The organism is Tardiphaga sp. vice154, assembly GCF_007018645.1.
GTDB lineage: Bacteria > Pseudomonadota > Alphaproteobacteria > Rhizobiales > Xanthobacteraceae > Tardiphaga.
The window spans coordinates 4,577,901-4,596,069 of record NZ_CP041399.1 but is presented as its reverse complement, the minus strand read 5'-3'; the positions used below and the strand labels follow the sequence as shown (position 1 = coordinate 4,596,069).

Below are 18,169 nucleotides of genomic sequence, written 5' to 3'. Positions count from 1 at the left end.
TGGATGAAGCCACACACTGTCATTCCGGGATGCGGCAGACGGCGAAGCCGGCTGACGGAGACCCGGAATCCCGAGATGTTCATCGTTTCATGGCAGCGCGTCTCATGACGGGATTCCGGGTTCGCTCGCTGCTGACGCGCTCGCGCCCCGGAATGACGACCAGGCTCAGTTCAAATTCACATTGAACTCATACGCCTTGTCCGCGCCCACCAGCGTCAGTTTCAGCGCCGCGCCGTCGGCGCTGGCGCCGGATGGTATGCCCTCCAGATCGAACGCGAAGCGCTTCACCCCGGGCGGGCCTTCCTTGAGCCGTTTCGGCACCGGCAGCGCCCATTCCGGCGTCGGGCCCTCGACGAACAGGTCCGCCTCGCCGTCCGCGGTCACATCGACCAGCACCCGGTTGCCGTCGCGTCTGACGTCGCGCACGGTCAGCGGATTGGCGTCGCCGAGCGTGGCCGGCTTCGGGACGGTGTCGAGCGCCGCCGTGAGCGCGCTGTCCTCGGTCGAGGCGATGCTGGTGAAGGCCAGCTCGGCCACCGCCTCGATCGGGACGCAGAGCTTTTCGCACACCGCATAGCTGATCGCGGCGCGCAGCGTCACCGGTTTGCCGGCGTCCCTCGCGACCACGCGCAGCGGCAGCACCACTTTGGCGACATAGCCCAGCGACTGGCCACCGGCGCCGTCCTCGAACTTGGTCGGGGCTGGCCACAGGATGGTGACGGAGTCGACATTGTCGGATTTGGAGAAATCGAACCGCGGTGGCACGCCGGAATCGCCGGGGCTGCGCCAATAGGTATGCCAGCCCGGCGCGAGGTGGATGGCGATGCCGCCTAGCATGACTGGCCCGCTGCGTGAGCCTGCCAGCAGGCGGAGCTGGGAATGGCGGTCGACCTGCCATGGCGAGGCATCCTGCGCAATCGCAGGAGCGGCAGCGAGCCATGCGGCACAGACGGCGGCGAACCGCAGCGCTAAAGAGGCATTCATCGGACGTCCTTACAGGACCACGCGGGTCCTAGGCCATTGAACTGCTTGTGATGCGGTTGGTGCATCGCGGAAGGTTGATTGACAGACGAGCGACCCAATATCAGGATGGACACAACGAGAGAGGGCCTTGCCGATGGAACCGACCCGCAAGCGACCCCGCAAGAGCCGGGCCCGGGCTGCTTCTTCCAGCGCCGGCAGCTATCTCGACGGTCAGTTGCTGATCGCGATGCCGGTAATGGAGGACGAACGCTTCGCCCGGTCGGTGATCTACGTCTGCGCGCACTCCTCCGAAGGCGCCATGGGCATTATCGTCAACCGCCGCGCCGGCAGCATCGATTTTCCTGAACTGCTGGCGCAGCTTGATATCATCGATAAAGCGGATGGCATCAAGCTCCCGGAAAGCGCCGAAAGCATGAAGGTCCTCAAGGGCGGCCCGGTCGAAACCGGGCGCGGCTTCGTGCTGCATTCCAGCGACTTCTTCATCCAGGACGCCACGCTGCCGATCGATGACGGCATCTGCCTGACCGCCACCGTCGATATCCTGCGCGCCATCGCCCAGGGCGGCGGGCCGAAGCATGCGATCCTGGCGCTGGGCTATGCCGGCTGGGCGCCGGGCCAGCTCGAGACCGAAATCCAGCACAATGGCTGGCTGCACTGCGCCGCCGACGACGATCTGGTGTTCGGTGGCGACATCGAGGCGAAATACCAGCGCGCGCTGACCAAGATCGGCATCGAGCCCGGCATGCTGTCGAACGAAGCCGGCCACGCCTAGACCAGACGGTTGACTTAGTTCGCCGCCTCTAACCGTTCTTCGGTCAGCAATCGCATTGCGGCGTCGGCGTCCATCGGCTCGCCGAAGGCGAAGCCCTGGGCGTATTCGCAGCCCAGCTGATACAGCTCGACCGCATCTGAATCCGTCTCGACGCCTTCGGCCACGACGTCCATGCCGAGATCGTGGGCCATCGCGATGATCGACTTCAGGATCACCGGGCGGGTGCCGCGGCTGGTGGTGCGGACGAAGGACTGGTCGATCTTCAGCGTGTCGAACGGGAAGCGCTGCAGATAGGCCAGCGACGAATGGCCGGTACCGAAATCGTCCAGCGACAGGCCGGTGCCGAGTTCGCGGATGCGGTGCAGCATCTGGGCGGCGTGTTCCGGATTTTCCATCACCAGCGATTCCGTCAGCTCCAGCTTCAACGAGCCGCGGGCGACCGAGGAGCGCGACAGCACGGTACGGATGTCGTGCAGCAGGTCATGGCGCAGCAACTGCCGCGAGGAGACGTTGACGCTGGCGAAGATCGGTTCGCGGGCGCGCATCGCGCGCTGCCAGATCGCCAGCTGCTTGGCGGTCTGGTCCATCACGAACATGCCGAGATCGATGATCAGTCCGATCTCCTCGGCAATGGCGATGAATTCCACCGGCGACATCCGGCCAAGTTTTGGATGATCCCAGCGCGCCAGCGCCTCGAAGCCGGCGATCGAACGATCTTCCAGCCGCACGATCGGCTGGTACAGGATGGTGATTTCCTGCCGCTCGATGGCGCGGCGCAGTTCGGATTCCAGCGTCAGGCGGTCGGTCTTGCGGGCCCGCATCGCCGGCTTGTAGACGTCGATGCGGTCGCCGCCGATCCGCTTCGAATGGTACATCGCCAGCTCGGCGTCCTTGATGATCTCGTCGGACAACGGCGTGGTCGGATCGGATAGTGCCAGGCCGATCGAGGCGGTCAGGAAGATCTCGCGGTCGTTGAACGCGATCGGCGCACGGATGGTCTTGCGAATGGTCTCGGCAAAGGCGGTGATTTTGACCGAGTCGGTTTCCGACATCAGCATCAGGCCGAACTGGTCGCCGGCGAGACGGGCCAGCGTGTCCTGCGGCTTCAGGATCCGGGTCAGGCGCCGCGCCAGCGTCAGCAGGATCGAATCGCCGACGGCGATGCCGACGGAATCATTGACCTGCTTGAAACGGTCGAGGTCGATCACCATCACGGTCGGCCGCAGGGTCGGCATCGTCTTGGCCAGATTGGCGACGGCGCCGAGCCGGTCGATGAACAGTTTGCGGTTGGGCAGGCCGGTCAGGTTGTCATGCACCGAGTCATGCAGCATGCGCTCTTCGGCGTTCTTGGTCTCGGTGACGTCGGTCAATGTCCCGACCACGCGCGACACTTCGCCGTCGGAGCCGACCACCGGCCGCGCCTTCAGCGCGAACCACATGAAATGGCCGTCCGGCGTGCGCAGCCGGAAGTCCTGCACGAGACGGCCGCGGCGCTGGTCGAGCACGCTGTCGAGGGCTGCGCGAAAGCGGTCCTGGTCGAGCGGGTGCAGCACTTCGAGCCAGCCGGCGGCCGGGCCTTCCAGCGCGCCGCGCTTGAGGCCGAGCAGGGCTTCCGTCTCGGGCGAGGTGAACACCTTGTCGGCGGAGACGTCCCAGTCCCAGATCAGGTCGCCGGAGCCGGTCAGCGCCAGCGCGCGGCGCTCGACGTCGGAGACGATGCCATTGGTGGCGCCGCCGCCGGCAAAAGCGTGCTGCATCACCGTGAAGCCGATCAGCATCACGATCAGCACCAGGCCGCCGAGCAGCGCCGGGCCGACAATGTCGTTGGTAACCGAGCCGCCGACCGTCATGCCGGCGGCGACCACCCAGACCACCAGCAGGAACCAGGTCGGGATCAGCAGCACAGCGCGGTCGAAGCCGTGGGTCGACAGATAGACGATCAGTCCGAAGCCGGCGAAGGCAATCAGCACCAGCGAGATACGCGCGATGCCGGACGCCACCGCGGGATCGAACAGCGCCAGCGCCACCAGCGATCCCAGAAACAGCAGCCAAGCCAGCGTGATGTGCGAATAGCGCACATGCCATCGGTTGAGATTGAGATAGGCGAACAGGAACACCAGCAGCGTTGCGGCCAGCATCGCTTCGCCGGAGGCGCGCCAGATCCGCTCGGCGCCCTGCGACATGTCGAGCACCTTGCCCCAGAAGCCGAAGTCGACGCCGATATAGACCAGCACGGCCCAGGCCAGGGCGGCAGCCGCGGGGAACATGATGCTGCCCTTGACCACGAACAGGATGGTCAGCACCAGCGCCAGCAGGCCGGATATGCCGATCACGATGCCCTGGTACAGCGTGAACGAGTTGACCTTGTCCTTGTAGGCTTCCGGCTCCCACAGATAGAGCTGCGGAAGCTTGTTGGTGCGCAACTCAGCAACGAAGGTGATGACCGCGCCCGGATCCAGCGTGACGCGGAAGATGTCGGCGGTGGCCGAGTCCTGTCGCTCCGGGCGGTCGCCGGTGGAGGGCGTGATGGTGGCGATGCGCGACATGCCGAGATCGGGCCACAGCAGGCCTGATGACACGATGCGGTAATGCGGCGCCACGATCAGGCGGTCGAGCTGATCGTCGGTATTGTTGGCGAGCGCGAACACCACCCAGTTCTGGCCGGCCTCGCGGGCGCGCACCTCGATGCGGCGGACGATACCGTCCGTGCCCGGCGCCGTGGAGACCTGGATACGGTCGGTCTCGTTCTGCTGGTATTCGAGGATCGCGGTGAGGTCGATCGCAGGCGCGTCAGAGCGGACGCTGACGGCGTCAATGGCATGTGCCTGCGAGGAGGCAACGATAATCATGAGGCCGAGCGCGAGCGGCGCAAGCCACCTGATCAAACGCAATGTCATTACTCCGCTGTCGCTGAACAGCCGGGCCGACCTTCATGAAGCCGTCCCGGCAAACCCCAGAATTCGTGAGCGATAAATGACATGAAAGCCAGCGCTTTCAAAGACTTTCCGGCCGTCTTCCCGCGCTAAACGACCAACACAATTTTGCCAATATGTTCACTGGTTTCCATCCGGCGATGGGCGTCTGCGGCCTTTTCGAGCGGAAAGCTGGAATCCATCACGGGCTTGACGCGGCCGGCCTGCAGCAGCGGCAGCACTTTGGCTTCGATGGCGCCGACCATCGCCGCCTTGTCGGCCGGCGAGCGCGGCCGCAGCGTCGAGCCGGTGTAGTGCAGCCGCTTCACCATGATTTTGGCAGCGTTGATGGTCGCCTTCGGGCCGTTCAGCACCGCGATCTGCACAATGCGGCCGTCGATCTGCGCGCAATCGAGATTCTTGTCGACGTAATCGCCACCGACCATGTCGAGTATCAGTTCGACACCGTTGCCGCCGGTGATCTCTTTCACGCGGGCGACGAAGTCTTCTTCCTTGTAGTTGATGGCGTGGTCGGCGCCGAGCTTGAGGCAGGCGTCCGCCTTGGCCTGCGAGCCCACGGTGACGATCACCTTGGAGCCCAGCGCCTTGGCGAGCTGGATCGCCATGGTGCCGATGCCGGAGGAGCCGCCATGGATCAGCAGCGTCTCGCCGGGCTGCAGCGCGCCGCGCTCGAACACGTTGTGCCACACCGTCATCAGCGTCTCGGCGGTGGCGCCGGCTTCCATCATCGAGAAGCCATCCGGCACCGTCATCGCCTGGGCGTCCGGCGCGATGCAATATTGGGCATAGCCGCCGCCGGCGACCAGCGACATTACCTTGTCGCCGAGCTTGTGCTTGCTGGCGCCTTCGCCGAGCGCGACCACAACGCCTGCGATTTCCAGGCCGGGCAGGTCGGAGGCGCCGGGCGGCGGCGGATAGGCGCCGGAGCGCTGCGAAATATCCGGCCGGTTGACGCCGGCGGCGGCGACCTTGACGAGGATCTCGCCGGGGCCGGGCTTCGGCAGCGCCCGGGTTTCCGGGATCAGAACCTCTGGTCCACCGGGGGTACTGATGCCGATAACGGTCATTTGCGCGGGCAGCTGTTCCATGATTTGTCCTTGGCGAGTTGTCAATCGGCTGGGACCTGATTAGCCAGCCATCGTGAGGCTGGCAACCATCCGGTATCGAAGCGAGGCAAGCATGGCGATCGACGACGACGACAAGCCAAAGAAGAAGATTAGCCACGAGATCGGCCAGGATCTGACATTGCTGTCGGTCGAGGAACTCGCCGAGCGCATCGCGCTGCTGCAATCCGAGATCCAGCGCCTGCAGTCCAGCATGCAGCTCAAGCGGGCCACCCGGGATGCCGCGGACCGGTTCTTCAAGAGCTGAGTCGTGAAGGGCTGAGATCCGGCGTCTGCCGGTCGCCGGGCGCAATGCGAAATAAGGGGCCGCAGCGCGTCCCGAAAACGGGAGTTATCAACATGGCCCGGGAAGTGGTGCTATGTCCCGTTTTGATACATCGCGTGCCGGACGCGCGATCTCATCCTTGCGGTAATCTACGAGATTTACGCGCAATTAAGCTTTCTCGCATATGAATCAAATTGTCCTGTTTGGACACCGAGTGGCTCCTGTCCACTCTGTTTGACGCCTCCCTGTTATCAACTTCAAAGCCGCCGGAAACGGCGGCTCTTTTTTTGGGACAGCGTCGCTTCCTTGGAAACCATAAATACTTCTTTAAATTTGACTCGCTGGACTCTCGCCTGCGGTCGCGTAATGATTTGTTCATCATATACCGGCGTTTTTTTTCAAGCCGGCCGCGTAACCAGTTGCTCGAGGCGTCACCTCCATGTCGGACCGTTTGCAAGGCGAAGCTGCGCTCGTTCATTTCAGCGAGCGGCTTACCAATTCCGCGGCCTTCGGGGCGTTGTTTCGCGAGGGGATGGATCTGGTCGAGGAGACGGCAGCCTATCTGGATGGCGTCGGCCGTGCCGAAGCCAAGGCGCTGGATCGCTCCGTCAGCCTCACCTATGCGACCGAGAGCATGCGCCTTACCACGCGCCTGATGCAGCTGGCCTCCTGGCTGCTGCTGCACCGCGCGGTAAAGGAAGGCGAGATGACGCTGCTGCAGGCCAATCGCGAAAAGACCAAGGTCAAGCTGAGCGCCGCCGATCCAAGCCCGGACGACATGCTGCTCAAGCTGCCGCAGCAGTTACAGGACCTGATCGCGCGCTCGATGACGCTGCAGACCAAGGTCCGCCGCCTCGACGTGACCATCCATGCCTCGACCACCGAACGTGCCGCGATCGGCAATCCGCTGGTGCCGCAGATGAACCGCCTCAAGGCCGCGTTCGAACGCTGACACGAAACTGTCATTTCCAGAGTGGGAGCAGCGATAGCTGCGAGCGATACCGGACGCTCGAGATCGCGGTACATTGAACATTTCGTGATTTCGGGGTGGTTCGGGCTTTCGTCGTGGACCCCGGACTGACGGCACTTCCGAATATGCGCTAAGTGTGTCCCGCAAGAGGGGCATGTGGCATGGCGGCGGATATCAGGGCGTTGACCGGGGTGCGCGGCGTGGCCGCGGCGATCATCGTGATCTATCATTTCGGCGACGTGCAACTCTCCACCGGCGGCACCGCGTCTTATTTCCGGATTCCGTTCGGCTATCTGATCGTCGATCTGTTCTTCATGCTCAGCGGTTTCGTGATGGCGCTCACCTATCGCGACGCCTTCGCACAACTCACGCTGCCGAAATTCGCGACCTTTATGCTTAAGCGCGTAGCAAGGCTGTATCCGGCCTATTTCGTCATCGGACTGTTTTATATCGCCAAGATCGCAGCCGGCCTGTCGGGCGAGCGGCTCGAGATGTATTCGGCGTGGGACTGGATCGGCAATCTGCTGATGATGAGCGGGTGGGGGCTGCACATTTTCCCGGTGATCGGCGTGGCCTGGGCGGCCAGCGCCGAGATGGGCTCCTATCTGCTGCTGCCGATCCTGATGGCCTTCACCTTGCGCAGGAGTCCGGCAATCTGCGCGGTTTCCGTGGCCGCGGCACTGCTGGCGATCTATGTGGTCAGCGTCAGCGGCCGCGGCTCCGGCGGCCCGCTCGACGTGGTCAACGGCAATTCGTTCTATCCGCTGCTGCGCGCTGTGGCCGGTTTCGCGCTGGGGCTTTCGATCTTCCGTTTCGCCGGCGTGGTCGACCGGCTGTCGATGCGGACGCAGGATGCGCTGGTTGTCGGTATTCTGGTCGCGATCCTCACGATCGGCTATTTCAGCGAAAGCGACTTGCCGATGTACCTGCTGTTCATCCCGCTGGTGGCCGTGCTGTCGCGCGACGGCCGCGCCGCCCAGGCGTTGTTCGGCGGCGCGCTGGTCTATCGGCTCGGCATCATCTCCTATTCGATCTACCTGATCCACCCGCTGTTCGTCAGCTTTGCCGTGCGCGCCTGGCGCTATTTCGGACAGACCGAAGCGGTTTTCATTGCAGCGTCCTGCGTGTGCTTTGCGATCATCTGGGCGCTGTCGGAAGTCAGCTATCGTCTGGTCGAGATGCCCGGCCGCCATGCGATCGTCGCCTGGTTCGGTCCGAAGCAGGCCTCGCCGCGCGTCGCTGCAGCGCCGGAGCGTTAAAGCAGGCGCGCGCGGGTGACTCATTGTCACACCAGCTCTTAACGCACGACGTGGCATACACGATCGGCCGAGCAGCCTCGGGCTGCTCAACTTCCGGGGTGACATGTCCTTTTCTCGTATTCTCATCGGCGTCGCGGTGGCGATGGCCTGTTCGGCGGCGCAAGCCCAGCCGGTCGCCGTGCTGCCGGCGCCGCCGGCCATCCCGTTCCTGCCCTCGCCGGTCGGCGGCTGGACGGTGACCGTCGGCCTCGGCGCCGAGGCCACGCCCTCCTATGAGGGCGCCAACAGCTTCCGCTTCAGCCCGGTGCCAATCTTCTCGCTGCGTCGCGCCGGTACGCCCGCGCGCTTCCGCAGCATGCGGGACGGCGCCAGCTTTGCGATCTTCGATCCGGGCAACGGCTTTCGCGCCGGTCCGGTCGGCAAATACAAGCGCGAGCGCAAGGCCAGCGACCACAGCGAACTGAACGGGCTGCGCGACGTCGATTTCGCCATCGAGCTCGGCGGCTTCGCGGAATATTACGCCATCGACTGGCTGCGGCTGCGCGCGGAAGTTCGCCGTGGCGTCGTCGGGCACGAGGGTGTCGTGGCGGATTTCGCCGCCGACGTGATCATGCCGCTCGCCGAACGACTGACCTTTGCCGTCGGTCCGCGCTACACCGTGACCAACGCCGCCTATTCGTCGACCTATTTCGGCGTCAGCGCCGCGGAATCGCTGGCTTCGGGCCTGCCAGTATTCGATGCCCGTGGCTCCCAGTCGGCCGGCGCCGGCGCGCAACTGCGCTACCAGCTCAATCCGCAGTGGGAAGTGCGGACCTATGTGGAATATGAGCGCCTGCTGGGCGCTGCCGCCGACAGCCCGCTGGTGCGGCTGCGCGGCACGCCGAACCAGACCACCGGCGGTATCGGCGTCGCCTATTCGTTCGACGTCGATGTGAGGTAAATCCGTAGCCCGGATGACAATCCGGGGCCGGCGTATCCCCATGCGCGCTTTCCCCGGATTGTGTCGCCACCGCATCGCGTCGCCGATGTCATCCAGGCTCCCCCGCCCAACGAAAAACGCCCCGCAAAGCGGGGCGTTTTGTATTCAGGTCGAACCGGATCAGGCCGAAGCGGCCTCGTCCTTCTTGAGGAAGCCCGAAAACTTCTTCTGGAAGCGCGACACGCGACCGCCACGGTCGAGCATCTGCGCGCTACCGCCGGTCCATGCCGGATGGGTCTTGGCGTCGATGTCGAGGTTCAGCTTGTCGCCGGCCTTGCCCCAGGTCGAACGGGTCTGGAACTCGGTCCCATCGGTCATAACGACCGTGATCATGTGATAATCGGGGTGAACATCGGCTTTCATGGCAATTCCTTCGGCGCGTAGGCGCCCTGCAGCACGGCGTAAGAGAAGTGGATTTGGCCGCTCTATATCGCAGACCTTGAGCCAAGACAAGGACTCCGCGGCGGATGATGGTCATTTGCCACCGGCCGCCAAGCGGCCTATCTGAGGCGGGCATTTAGAATGGTTGGAAATCATGAGTGCAGTCGAACGGCTTGAAGCGAGCGTAGCCCCGAATCCCAAGCTCCCCCAGCCGGAACCGGTGCTGCCCGAGCCGTCGCTGGTCGATGCGGTGGTCGATGTGCCCGCGCCCAGCCGGGCCAGACTGCGCCCGTTGCTGGCGCTGGCGCCCTATGTGGTGCGCTACCGGGTGCGGGTGATTCTGGCCCTGATCGCGCTGATCATCGCCGCCGTGACCACCCTGGTGGTGCCGGTCGCGGTGCGCCGGATGATCGACTTTGGCTTCAGCCCCGAAGGCATCGCCATGATCAACAGCTATTTCAGCGTGATGATCGCCGTGGTCGCCGTACTCGCCGGGGCCAGCGCTGCGCGCTATTATCTGGTGATGACGATCGGCGAACGCATCGTCACGGATTTGCGCGGCGACGTGTTCGCGCATCTGACGCGGCTGTCGCCGGCGTTTTTCGATTCGGCGCGCTCCGGCGAACTGGTGTCGCGGCTGACCGCGGACACCACCCAGATCAAGTCGGCGGTCGGCGCCTCGGTCTCGATCGCGCTGCGCAATATCGTTCTTTTTCTCGGCGCCGCCACCATGATGGTGATCTCCAGCCCGAAACTGTCGGGCTTCGTGCTGGCCGCGATCCCCCTGATCGTGATCCCGCTGGTCGCCTTCGGGCGACGCGTGCGCAAGCTGTCGCGCGGCGCGCAGGATACGCTGGCGGAGGCCTCGGCCTATGCCAGCGAGCTGGTCGGCTCGATCCGCACCGTGCAGGCCTATACCAATGAAGGCATCGCCAATGCCCGCTTCGCTGCCGGCGTCGAGCGGTCCTACGAGTCCGCCGTCAGCACCACGCGCGCCCGCGCGCTGTTGACCGCGATCATCATCTTCATCGTGTTCTCCAGCGTGGTCGGCATCCTGTGGGTCGGCTCGCATGACGTGTTGACCGGGGCGATCACGCCGGGCCGGCTCGGCCAGTTCGTGCTCTATGCGGTCTTTGCCGCCTCCAGCCTCGGCCAGCTCAGCGAAGTCTGGGGCGAGATTTCGGCGGCCTCCGGCGCCGCCGAACGGCTGTTCGAGATTCTCGGCGTCAAGTCGCAGATTACCGCCCCCGCATCGCCGCGCGCGCTGCCGGTGCCGGCGCGGGGCGATGTCGCGTTCGATAACGTCATCTTCGCCTATCCGACGCGGCCCGACATCCTCTCCGCCGACGGCGTGTCGCTGACGATCCGGTCCGGCGAAAAGGTCGCGATCGTCGGCCCCTCCGGGGCCGGCAAGAGCACGCTGTTTCATCTCCTGTTGCGGTTCTACGATCCGAAGAGCGGCGTGATCTCGTTCGACGGCGTGCCGGTCGTCGATGTCGATCCGCACGAACTGCGCCAGCGCATCGCGCTGGTGCCGCAGGATTCCGTGGTATTTGCCGCGACCGCCCGCGAGAACATCCGCTTCGGCCGCCCCGATGCCACCGACGCCGAGGTCGAGCATGCCGCGAGCCTGGCGCACGCCACCGAATTCATCTGCCGCCTGCCGGAGGGATTTGATGCCCAGCTTGGCGAGCGCGGCGTGACGCTGTCCGGCGGGCAGCGCCAGCGCATTGCGATTGCCCGCGCCATCCTGCGCGACGCCCCGCTCTTGCTGCTCGACGAGGCGACCTCGGCGCTCGATGCGGAATCCGAGACGCTGGTACAGACGGCGCTGGAAGAGCTGATGAAGCACCGCACCACGCTGGTGATCGCGCATCGCCTGGCGACGGTGCTGTCCTGCGACCGCATCCTGGTCATGGAGCACGGCCGCATCGTCGAAGAAGGCACCCACGCCTCGCTGGTCGCCGCCGGTGGGCTGTATGCACGTCTGGCAAGGTTGCAGTTCGGGGTGTGATCATCCCGAACCCGGCGTATCCGATGGATTGCGTGCCGCGTGACGGATCGCATGCACGATGACTTCTTTTTCAGTGGGCTCGTAGAAAATCAGATAGGGATAAGGCGGTGTCGCCAGTTTGCGTATCGTCGGGTCTTCGGTACGTGAGCCGATGGCGGGATGCGACGGCAACAAGCTTACCATCCGCTGGATACGCGCGTGAACTCTCGTTGCACCCTGCGGCGATTGGCTCGCGATATAATCCAGAATGCCGTCAAGGTCGGCCAGAGCCCGGCGGGTGTAGCGCAGTCTCACAGCCCGTGCTTGGCCCAGACCGCGCGGACTTGCTCGTCCGTAGCAAACTCACCGCGGGCTGCCTCCGCTTTCGAAGCTGCAATGGCCGCGCGCTCGTCGACGGACAGCATCACTGGAGCGGAGTTGTCGCTGCCGGCAAGCTGCATCACGATTCGCGCGATATCGTCCTGAGCCTCCGAGGGAAGGCTACGGGCTAGCTCAAGAGCTTGATCAAGAAGCTTCGTCATTCCTGGAAGATACCGAACTTTTTGGTTTGCGTGAAGTAAATGTAGCTGGCTTGCTTAGGCTGTCCACGCCATCAGCCACACCGCGCGCCCCGACGAATTCACTTCCTCGCCGGTCTTCGCAAACCCGTTGCGCTCATAGAACCGGATCGCGCGAAAATTGTCGGCGTTGACCTTCAGCGTCACGCCGCCGGGCGACAATCGCTTGGCCTCATTGACCAGCGCGCGGCTGACGTCCGCGCCCCATTGCGCCGGGCTTACCACCAGCTGGTCGAGATAGCCGGTGTCGTCGATGGTCACGAAGCCGATCAGCGCGCCGTCCTGCTCGGCGACGACGATCTGCGCCACCGGCACCAGCTCGGTGCGCCAGCGCTCGCGCCACCAGTCGACGCGGGCGTCGAAGTCGATCGACGGGTAGGCCTGCCGCCAGGTCGTGAGCCACAGCGCGATCGACGCCTCTTGGTCGCTCTCGCGATAAAGGCGGAGCTTCACCTCTAGCGCTCCGTCAGCTTCAGCTCGATGCGGCGGTTGCGGCGATAGGCTTCCTCGGTCGTGGCGGTATCGAGCGGCTGGAATTCGGCGAAGCCGGCGGCCAGGAGGCGCTGCGGCGGCACGCCGAGCGATACCAGATATTGCACCACCGAGATCGCGCGCGCGCTCGACAGTTCCCAGTTCGACTTGAACAGCGGGCTGTTGAGGATCGGCCGCGAGTCGGTATGGCCATCGACCCGCATCACCCAGGCGATCTCGGCGGGGATCTGCTTGTCGAGATCGGTCAGCGCGCTGGCGACCTTGTCGAGCTCGGCCTTGCCTTCCGGCAGCAGCAGGGCCTGTCCGGCATCGAAGAACACTTCGGACTGGAACACGAAGCGGTCGCCGACGATGCGGATGTCCGGCCGGTTGCCCAGGATGGCGCGCAGCCGGCCGAAGAATTCCGAGCGGTAGCGCGACAGTTCCTGCACGCGCTGCGCCAGCGCCACGTTGAGCCGCTGGCCGAGATCGGCGATGCGGCTCTGCGATTCCTGGCCGCGCTTCTCCGAGGCATCGAGCGCGTCTTCGAGTGCGGCGAGCTGGCGGCGCAGCGCCGAGATCTGCTGGTTCAGCACCTCGACCAAAGCGGCTGCGCGCGCGGATAATTGCTTCTCGGAATCCAGCGCCTTGTTGAGTTCGGAGGCGCGGCCGGCAGCGTCGTTGCCGGCGCTGGCGAGGCCGTCATAGAGGCCCTTGACGCGGTCGCGCTCGGTCTGGGCGGCAGACAGGCCGGCGCGCATCTGCGACAGCTGGTCGTCCAGGTTGAGCTTGCCGAGCTTCTCCAGCGAGAGCAGATCGTTGAGCTGCGCGAGGCGCGCGGTGAGTTGCTCGAGCGCCTTGTCCTTGCCGTTGATTTCGTTGGACAGGAAGAACTGCACGACCAGAAACACCGACAGCAGGAACACGATCGACAGCACCAGCGTCGACAGCGCATCGACGAAGCCGGGCCAGTAGTTGAATTCCGAAGACGAGCGGCGTCCGCGCGCGAGGGCCATGTCAGTTCTTCTCGGGTTGGCGGGCGATGTGCTCGAGCAGCTTCTTGATCTCGCGGCTTTGTTCGCCCTGGCCGTCGGCCCATTCGCGGATCATTTCCTGCTCGGTACGCATATGCGCCACCAGGCTCTGGATCGCATCCGCCAGGTTGGCCATCGCCGCGGTGGTGCCGCGGTTGTTGCCGCCTTCCTCCATCGTCACGCGCAGTCGCTCGATGGCGTGCTGCAGGTCGCCGGAGGCGCCGGCGGCGCTCTCGCCGGAATATTCCTTCACGGTCGAGGCCAGCCAGTCTTCCAGATCGGTGTAGAAGCGGTTCTGCGCCTGACTCGACTGCAGGTCGAGGAAGCCGAGGATCAGCGAGCCGGCGAGGCCGAACAGCGACGACGAGAACGAGATGCCCATGCCGCCCAGCGGCGCGGCAAGGCCTTCCTTCAGCGTGTCGAACAGCGAGCCGGAATCGCCGCCGACCTTCAGCCCCTCGATCACTTTGCCGACCGAGCCGACGGTCTCGATCAGGCCCCAGAACGTGCCGAGCAGGCCGAGGAACACCAAGAGGCCGGTCATGTAGCGCGAGATGTCGCGGGCCTCGTCCAGCCGCGTAGCGATCGAATCCAGCAGGTGCCTCATGGTCTGCTGCGAGATCGACATCCGCCCCGAGCGTTCACCGCCCAGGATCGCCGCCATTGGCGCCAGCAGGGTCGGGCGCCTGTCGAGTGCCAGACCAGGATCCGAGATCCGGAAATTATTGACCCAGGACACTTCGGGATACAGCCGCACCACCTGCCGGAACGACAGGATGATGCCGATCACCAGCACGCCGCCGATCAGCGCGTTGAGGCCCGGATTGGCGAAGAACGCGGTCATGATCTGCTTGTAGAGCACCGTCATCACCAGCGCGCACAGCACCAGGAACACCACCATCCGCACCAGAAAGATCCGGGGCGAGGACAGCTTGGTCAGTTCGATCTCCATCGCGGAGCGGGAGGTTGGGCTTGGCGCCATGGGGAGGTCATCTTCCTCGGAGAAACGGATCAGATGCGCAATATGGCACAGCCGGGCGACAAAAAAAGATCGATACCGCTGGATCAGCCGCTGTCCCGCGGAACTTCAGGTTGAAACCCGGCTTGAACTGTAGCGTATTTGTCAGACACGCATAATTTCAGCCGCTTATCGGGACTTTCCATGACGATTTTGTATCTTGAGGCGCTGGCCTTGATCGCCGTGTCCATGTCGATCCTGATGGCGGGGGCCTGGCTGGTGCAACAACGCACGGGCAATTCGGGCTGGGTCGATACGATCTGGACGTTTTCGCTCGGCCTCGTCGGCGCCGGCTCGGCGCTGTGGCCGGTAGCAGGTGCCGCGCCAAGCGCCCGGCAGTGGCTGGTCGCAGCCCTGGTGGCGATCTGGTCGGTGCGGCTCGGCTCGCACATCGCCGCGCGCACGCGGGGGATCACCGACGATCCGCGCTACGCGGCGTTTGCTAAGGAGTGGGGCGTCGATTCGCCGAAGAAGATGTTCATGTTCCTGCAGAATCAGGCGTTCGCGTCGATCCCGCTGGTGTTCGCCATCTTCGTCGCAGCGCGCTTTCCCGATCCGGCGCTGCGATGGCAGGATGCACTCGGCGTGCTGATCCTGTTCGGCGGCATCGCCGGCGAGGCACTGTCCGATTCGCAGCTCAAGGCCTTTCGGAGCCAACCCGACAATAAGGGCAAGGTCTGCGATAGCGGGCTGTGGCGCTGGTCGCGGCATCCGAATTACTTCTTCGAATGGTTCGGCTGGCTGGCCTATCCGGTGATCGCTTTGTCGCTGGACTACCCATGGGGCTTTGCGACCTTGCTGGCGCCGTTGTTCATGTTCTGGATCCTGCGCTACGTCACCGGCGTGCCGCCGCTGGAAGCGCAGATGTTGAAATCGCGCGGCGACGCCTACAGGGCGTACCAGGACCGCACCAGCGTGTTCTTCCCGCTGCCGCCGAAGGAGGCCGTTCCATGAGCGTTGTCTCCCGCATCATCGGCACCGCCGAGCGTGTGCCTCTGCCGGACGCTTTGATCCGGGCCGGCATCCAGCAGCTTTGCTCGCGCACGGCCGAGAGGCTGGCACTGTCCGATGTCTCGACCGATGCGAGCTTTGCCGAATTGATGACGGTGCGCCGCATCGCCGAGCATACCGATGCGGCCAATGCGCAGCATTACGAAGTGCCGGCGGCGTTTTTTGCGCTGGTGCTGGGGCCGAACCGCAAATACTCGTCGTGCTTCTACAAGGAGCCCGAATCGACGCTGCAGGAGGCCGAGGAAGAGGCGCTGCGCCAGACCATCGAGCACGCCGACCTGGTGGATGGACAGAACATTCTCGAACTCGGTTGCGGCTGGGGCTCGCTGTCGCTGTCGATGGCGCGGCAGTTTCCCGGCGCTCACATCACCGCCGTCTCGAACTCGCACTCGCAGCGCGAATATATCGAAGCCGAAGCCGCGTCGCGCGGCATCGAAAATCTGCGGATCGTCACGCAAGACATGAACGTCTTCGAGCCCGGACAGACGTTCGATCGCATCGTCTCCGTGGAGATGTTCGAGCACATGATGAACTGGCGGGAGCTGCTGGCGCGCGTGCGATCGTGGCTGGCGCCGGAGGGCCGCTTCTTCATGCACATCTTCACGCATCGCTCGGGTACCTATCTGTTCGACCGCGCCGACCAGGACGACTGGATCGCGCAACACTTCTTCACCGGCGGCGTCATGCCGAGCCATCAACTGATCCGTCAGTACGAAGATCTGTTGGCCGTCGAGAAGGAGTGGCGCTGGAGCGGCGTGCATTACCAGCGCACGGCGCTCGACTGGCTTGCGAACTTTGATCGAAACCGTCGTGCGATCGAAAAAATCCTGCGCCCGGTCTATGGCCGCGACACCGCGCTCTGGATGCGACGCTGGCGCTGGTTCTTTTTGGCGACGGCGGGCCTGTTCGGCTACGCCGAGGGAAGCGAGTGGGGCGTCAGCCACTACCGGATGACCGCCGCTGACCCGAGTTCACGCAGGCACACGATCGCGTGAGTCATTGGAACTCGCTGTATAATCAAGCCGATAGGCCCATGTGGCATTGAGCCGCCGCCAAATCTGTTGCGCTGCAGCGCTTCTGATCTATCCTAAGCTATCAAGCAGGTTCGGAATATCCGGAAAAAGTCGCGATGGACACAGTCCGGCGGCTCCGTTGATGCATGTACGATCCTGAAATGGGAACCATACCGACGATGACGATATTCAACGCTCGCTCCGCAGGCCTGGCCTTCTTGCTGGCGGGTCTCGCGCCGCTGCTGGCAGGATGCGGTGAGCCAAAGCAGGCCGTTGCGTCGGCTCAGGCGACAGAGCCCGAAGTCAGCGTCGTGTCCGTCAAGCCGCAGGCGCGTTCGCTGATTCGTGAATTGCCAGGCCGGATCGCGCCGACCCGCGTAGCGGATGTTCGTCCGCGGGTCTCCGGTATCGTCGTCGAGCGCATGTTCCATCAGGGCAGCGTCGTGATGGCCGGCGAGCCGCTGTACCGGATCGATCCGAAGCCGTTCCAAGTCGAGTTGCAGGCCAGCGAGGCCGCACTGGCCAAGGCGACCGCCGCCTATGATCTGGCCGTACAGCAGGCCAACCGCATTACCACTTTGTTCAGCCAGAAGGCGGTATCCGAAGCCGAAAGCGAGAGAGCCGTCGGTGCCATGCGTCAGGCCGATGCCGAAATCGCCGGCCGCAAGGTCGACATTGCGCGCGCCAAGCTCAATCTCGATTACGCCACCATCCGCGCGCCGATCAGCGGCATCATCGGTGCGGCGCTGGTCTCCGAAGGCGCACTGGTGGTGCAGAACGAAAACACCAATCTGGCCACGATCCAGCAGCTCGATCCGATCTATGCCGACTTCACCCAGTCGGTCAGCGAGATGAACACGCTGCGTCGCGCCTTCGAGAGCGGCGACCTCGACCAGATCGCGGACGATGCCGCGCGCGTCCGCCTCGTACTCGACGATGGCCAGGTCTATCCGCTGCCGGGCAAGCTGTTGTTCTCCGAGGCCAAGGTCGATGCCTTCACCGGGCAGGTGACGCTGCGCGGCCAGTTCCCCAATCCGAAGCGGGAATTGCTGCCGGGCATGTATGTTCGCGTCAAGATCGAGCAGGGCATCGATACCGACTCGATTGCCGTTCCGCAGCAGGCGGTACAGCGCAACGGCGGCGGCGGCAGCGAGGTGTTCGTAGTCAAGGACGACGGCCATGTCGCCACGCAGGTGGTCCGCATGGGGCAGATCCAGGACGGTCAGTGGTTCGTGACCGAAGGCTTGAAGGGCGGCGAAAAAGTCGTCGTCGAGGGCTTCCAGAAGTTTGCACCGGGAGACAAAGTCAAGCCGATGCCGTGGCCGTTGGCCGAAACGGCCCATAACGCGGCGGCCGGCGATCAGCCGCGCGTAAAGCCCTGAGA

Annotated in this window: 18 protein-coding genes; 9 read left to right on the top strand and 9 right to left on the bottom strand. The window is 64.3% G+C overall.

The features are described from left to right. Window positions 1-165: 165 nt before the first annotated feature. The gene (locus tag FIU28_RS21600) at window positions 166-984 is read right to left on the bottom strand and encodes a protein-disulfide reductase DsbD domain-containing protein (RefSeq protein WP_143575174.1); all 819 of its coding nucleotides are present in this window, start codon (window positions 982-984) and stop codon (window positions 166-168) included. 133 nt (window positions 985-1,117) lie between these two features. Here FIU28_RS21600 and FIU28_RS21595 point away from each other — a divergent pair, with 133 nt between their 5' ends. After that, window positions 1,118-1,756, top strand: coding sequence for a YqgE/AlgH family protein (locus FIU28_RS21595; protein WP_143576329.1), 639 nt, complete (start codon window positions 1,118-1,120; stop codon window positions 1,754-1,756). Window positions 1,757-1,770: 14 nt separating this feature from the next. Here the strand turns inward: FIU28_RS21595 and FIU28_RS21590 are convergent, their stop codons facing one another. After that, window positions 1,771-4,647 (bottom strand): EAL domain-containing protein, encoded by a 2,877-nt coding sequence (locus FIU28_RS21590; protein ID WP_168203006.1) that lies wholly within the window; start codon window positions 4,645-4,647, stop codon window positions 1,771-1,773. Between the two features lie 131 nt (window positions 4,648-4,778). Next, window positions 4,779-5,777 carry an NAD(P)H-quinone oxidoreductase gene (locus tag FIU28_RS21585; protein ID WP_143575173.1) on the bottom strand — a complete coding sequence of 333 codons (999 nt, stop codon included), beginning with the start codon at window positions 5,775-5,777 and terminating at the stop codon, window positions 4,779-4,781. A gap of 91 nt (window positions 5,778-5,868) precedes the next feature. Between FIU28_RS21585 and FIU28_RS21580 the strand changes: the two genes are divergently transcribed. From FIU28_RS21580 to FIU28_RS21565, 4 genes are all read left to right on the top strand, one after another. Then, window positions 5,869-6,060 carry a DUF1192 domain-containing protein gene (locus FIU28_RS21580; protein ID WP_143575172.1) on the top strand — a complete coding sequence of 64 codons (192 nt, stop codon included), beginning with the start codon at window positions 5,869-5,871 and terminating at the stop codon, window positions 6,058-6,060. 457 nt (window positions 6,061-6,517) lie between these two features. Then, on the top strand, window positions 6,518-7,030 hold the full coding sequence (gene rcdA, locus FIU28_RS21575) for a protease adaptor protein RcdA (protein WP_143575171.1): 513 nt from the start codon (window positions 6,518-6,520) through the stop codon (window positions 7,028-7,030). 179 nt (window positions 7,031-7,209) lie between these two features. Then, entirely contained in the window at window positions 7,210-8,307 is a 1,098-nt protein-coding gene (locus FIU28_RS21570; protein ID WP_143575170.1) for an acyltransferase family protein, read from the top strand. Window positions 8,308-8,410: 103 nt separating this feature from the next. Beyond that, a complete protein-coding gene (locus FIU28_RS21565) occupies window positions 8,411-9,247 on the top strand; it encodes a MipA/OmpV family protein (RefSeq protein WP_143575169.1) in 837 nt (278 codons plus the stop codon). A gap of 159 nt (window positions 9,248-9,406) precedes the next feature. On the opposite strand, the gene rpmE is transcribed toward FIU28_RS21565, so the two are convergent. Further along, entirely contained in the window at window positions 9,407-9,649 is a 243-nt protein-coding gene (gene rpmE / locus FIU28_RS21560) for a 50S ribosomal protein L31 (RefSeq protein WP_143575168.1), read from the bottom strand. Between the two features lie 172 nt (window positions 9,650-9,821). Between rpmE and FIU28_RS21555 the strand changes: the two genes are divergently transcribed. Continuing rightward, the gene (locus FIU28_RS21555) at window positions 9,822-11,681 is read left to right on the top strand and encodes an ABC transporter ATP-binding protein/permease (RefSeq protein ID WP_143575167.1); all 1,860 of its coding nucleotides are present in this window, start codon (window positions 9,822-9,824) and stop codon (window positions 11,679-11,681) included. Here FIU28_RS21555 and FIU28_RS21550 read toward each other — a convergent pair whose 3' ends face one another. The 5 genes from FIU28_RS21550 to FIU28_RS21530 are packed head-to-tail and all read right to left on the bottom strand — an operon-like array spanning window position 11,682 to window position 14,725. Then, the gene (locus FIU28_RS21550; RefSeq protein ID WP_143575166.1) at window positions 11,682-11,975 is read right to left on the bottom strand and encodes a type II toxin-antitoxin system RelE/ParE family toxin; all 294 of its coding nucleotides are present in this window, start codon (window positions 11,973-11,975) and stop codon (window positions 11,682-11,684) included. Then, window positions 11,972-12,202: a hypothetical protein gene (locus FIU28_RS21545; protein ID WP_143575165.1), complete on the bottom strand. Its 231-nt coding sequence runs from the start codon at window positions 12,200-12,202 to the stop codon at window positions 11,972-11,974. The genes FIU28_RS21550 and FIU28_RS21545 overlap by 4 nt, the downstream gene beginning before the upstream one ends. A gap of 54 nt (window positions 12,203-12,256) precedes the next feature. Further along, window positions 12,257-12,691 carry a GNAT family N-acetyltransferase gene (locus FIU28_RS21540; RefSeq protein ID WP_143575164.1) on the bottom strand — a complete coding sequence of 145 codons (435 nt, stop codon included), beginning with the start codon at window positions 12,689-12,691 and terminating at the stop codon, window positions 12,257-12,259. A gap of 2 nt (window positions 12,692-12,693) precedes the next feature. Continuing rightward, entirely contained in the window at window positions 12,694-13,725 is a 1,032-nt protein-coding gene (locus FIU28_RS21535; protein WP_143575163.1) for a peptidoglycan -binding protein, read from the bottom strand. Window position 13,726: 1 nt separating this feature from the next. After that, window positions 13,727-14,725 carry a flagellar motor protein MotA gene (locus FIU28_RS21530; RefSeq protein WP_143575162.1) on the bottom strand — a complete coding sequence of 333 codons (999 nt, stop codon included), beginning with the start codon at window positions 14,723-14,725 and terminating at the stop codon, window positions 13,727-13,729. Between the two features lie 180 nt (window positions 14,726-14,905). Here FIU28_RS21530 and FIU28_RS21525 point away from each other — a divergent pair, with 180 nt between their 5' ends. The 3 genes from FIU28_RS21525 to FIU28_RS21515 all read left to right on the top strand — a co-directional run bounded on the left by FIU28_RS21525 (window position 14,906) and on the right by FIU28_RS21515 (window position 18,167). Then, complete coding sequence (locus FIU28_RS21525) at window positions 14,906-15,715, top strand: DUF1295 domain-containing protein (protein WP_143575161.1); 810 nt, start codon at window positions 14,906-14,908, stop codon at window positions 15,713-15,715. Then, on the top strand, window positions 15,712-16,767 hold the full coding sequence (locus tag FIU28_RS21520) for an SAM-dependent methyltransferase (protein ID WP_143575160.1): 1,056 nt from the start codon (window positions 15,712-15,714) through the stop codon (window positions 16,765-16,767). The genes FIU28_RS21525 and FIU28_RS21520 overlap by 4 nt, the downstream gene beginning before the upstream one ends. 197 nt (window positions 16,768-16,964) lie before the next feature. Further along, window positions 16,965-18,167: an efflux RND transporter periplasmic adaptor subunit gene (locus tag FIU28_RS21515; protein WP_143576327.1), complete on the top strand. Its 1,203-nt coding sequence runs from the start codon at window positions 16,965-16,967 to the stop codon at window positions 18,165-18,167. Window positions 18,168-18,169 lie beyond the last annotated feature (2 nt).

Bases quoted from the DNA above. Each gene is read 5' to 3' on its own strand.
- FIU28_RS21600 (WP_143575174.1), bottom strand. From the start codon at position 984: ATGAATGCCTCTTTAGCGCTGCGGTTCGCCGCCGTCTGTGCCGCATGG.
- FIU28_RS21595 (WP_143576329.1), top strand. From the start codon at position 1,118: ATGGAACCGACCCGCAAGCGACCCCGCAAGAGCCGGGCCCGGGCTGCT.
- FIU28_RS21585 (WP_143575173.1), bottom strand. From the start codon at position 5,777: ATGGAACAGCTGCCCGCGCAAATGACCGTTATCGGCATCAGTACCCCC.
- FIU28_RS21580 (WP_143575172.1), top strand. From the start codon at position 5,869: ATGGCGATCGACGACGACGACAAGCCAAAGAAGAAGATTAGCCACGAG.
- rcdA (WP_143575171.1), top strand. From the start codon at position 6,518: ATGTCGGACCGTTTGCAAGGCGAAGCTGCGCTCGTTCATTTCAGCGAG.
- FIU28_RS21570 (WP_143575170.1), top strand. From the start codon at position 7,210: ATGGCGGCGGATATCAGGGCGTTGACCGGGGTGCGCGGCGTGGCCGCG.
- FIU28_RS21565 (WP_143575169.1), top strand. From the start codon at position 8,411: ATGTCCTTTTCTCGTATTCTCATCGGCGTCGCGGTGGCGATGGCCTGT.
- rpmE (WP_143575168.1), bottom strand. From the start codon at position 9,649: ATGAAAGCCGATGTTCACCCCGATTATCACATGATCACGGTCGTTATG.
- FIU28_RS21555 (WP_143575167.1), top strand. From the start codon at position 9,822: ATGAGTGCAGTCGAACGGCTTGAAGCGAGCGTAGCCCCGAATCCCAAG.
- FIU28_RS21545 (WP_143575165.1), bottom strand. From the start codon at position 12,202: ATGACGAAGCTTCTTGATCAAGCTCTTGAGCTAGCCCGTAGCCTTCCC.
- FIU28_RS21535 (WP_143575163.1), bottom strand. From the start codon at position 13,725: ATGGCCCTCGCGCGCGGACGCCGCTCGTCTTCGGAATTCAACTACTGG.
- FIU28_RS21530 (WP_143575162.1), bottom strand. From the start codon at position 14,725: ATGGCGCCAAGCCCAACCTCCCGCTCCGCGATGGAGATCGAACTGACC.
- FIU28_RS21525 (WP_143575161.1), top strand. From the start codon at position 14,906: ATGACGATTTTGTATCTTGAGGCGCTGGCCTTGATCGCCGTGTCCATG.
- FIU28_RS21520 (WP_143575160.1), top strand. From the start codon at position 15,712: ATGAGCGTTGTCTCCCGCATCATCGGCACCGCCGAGCGTGTGCCTCTG.
- FIU28_RS21515 (WP_143576327.1), top strand. From the start codon at position 16,965: ATGACGATATTCAACGCTCGCTCCGCAGGCCTGGCCTTCTTGCTGGCG.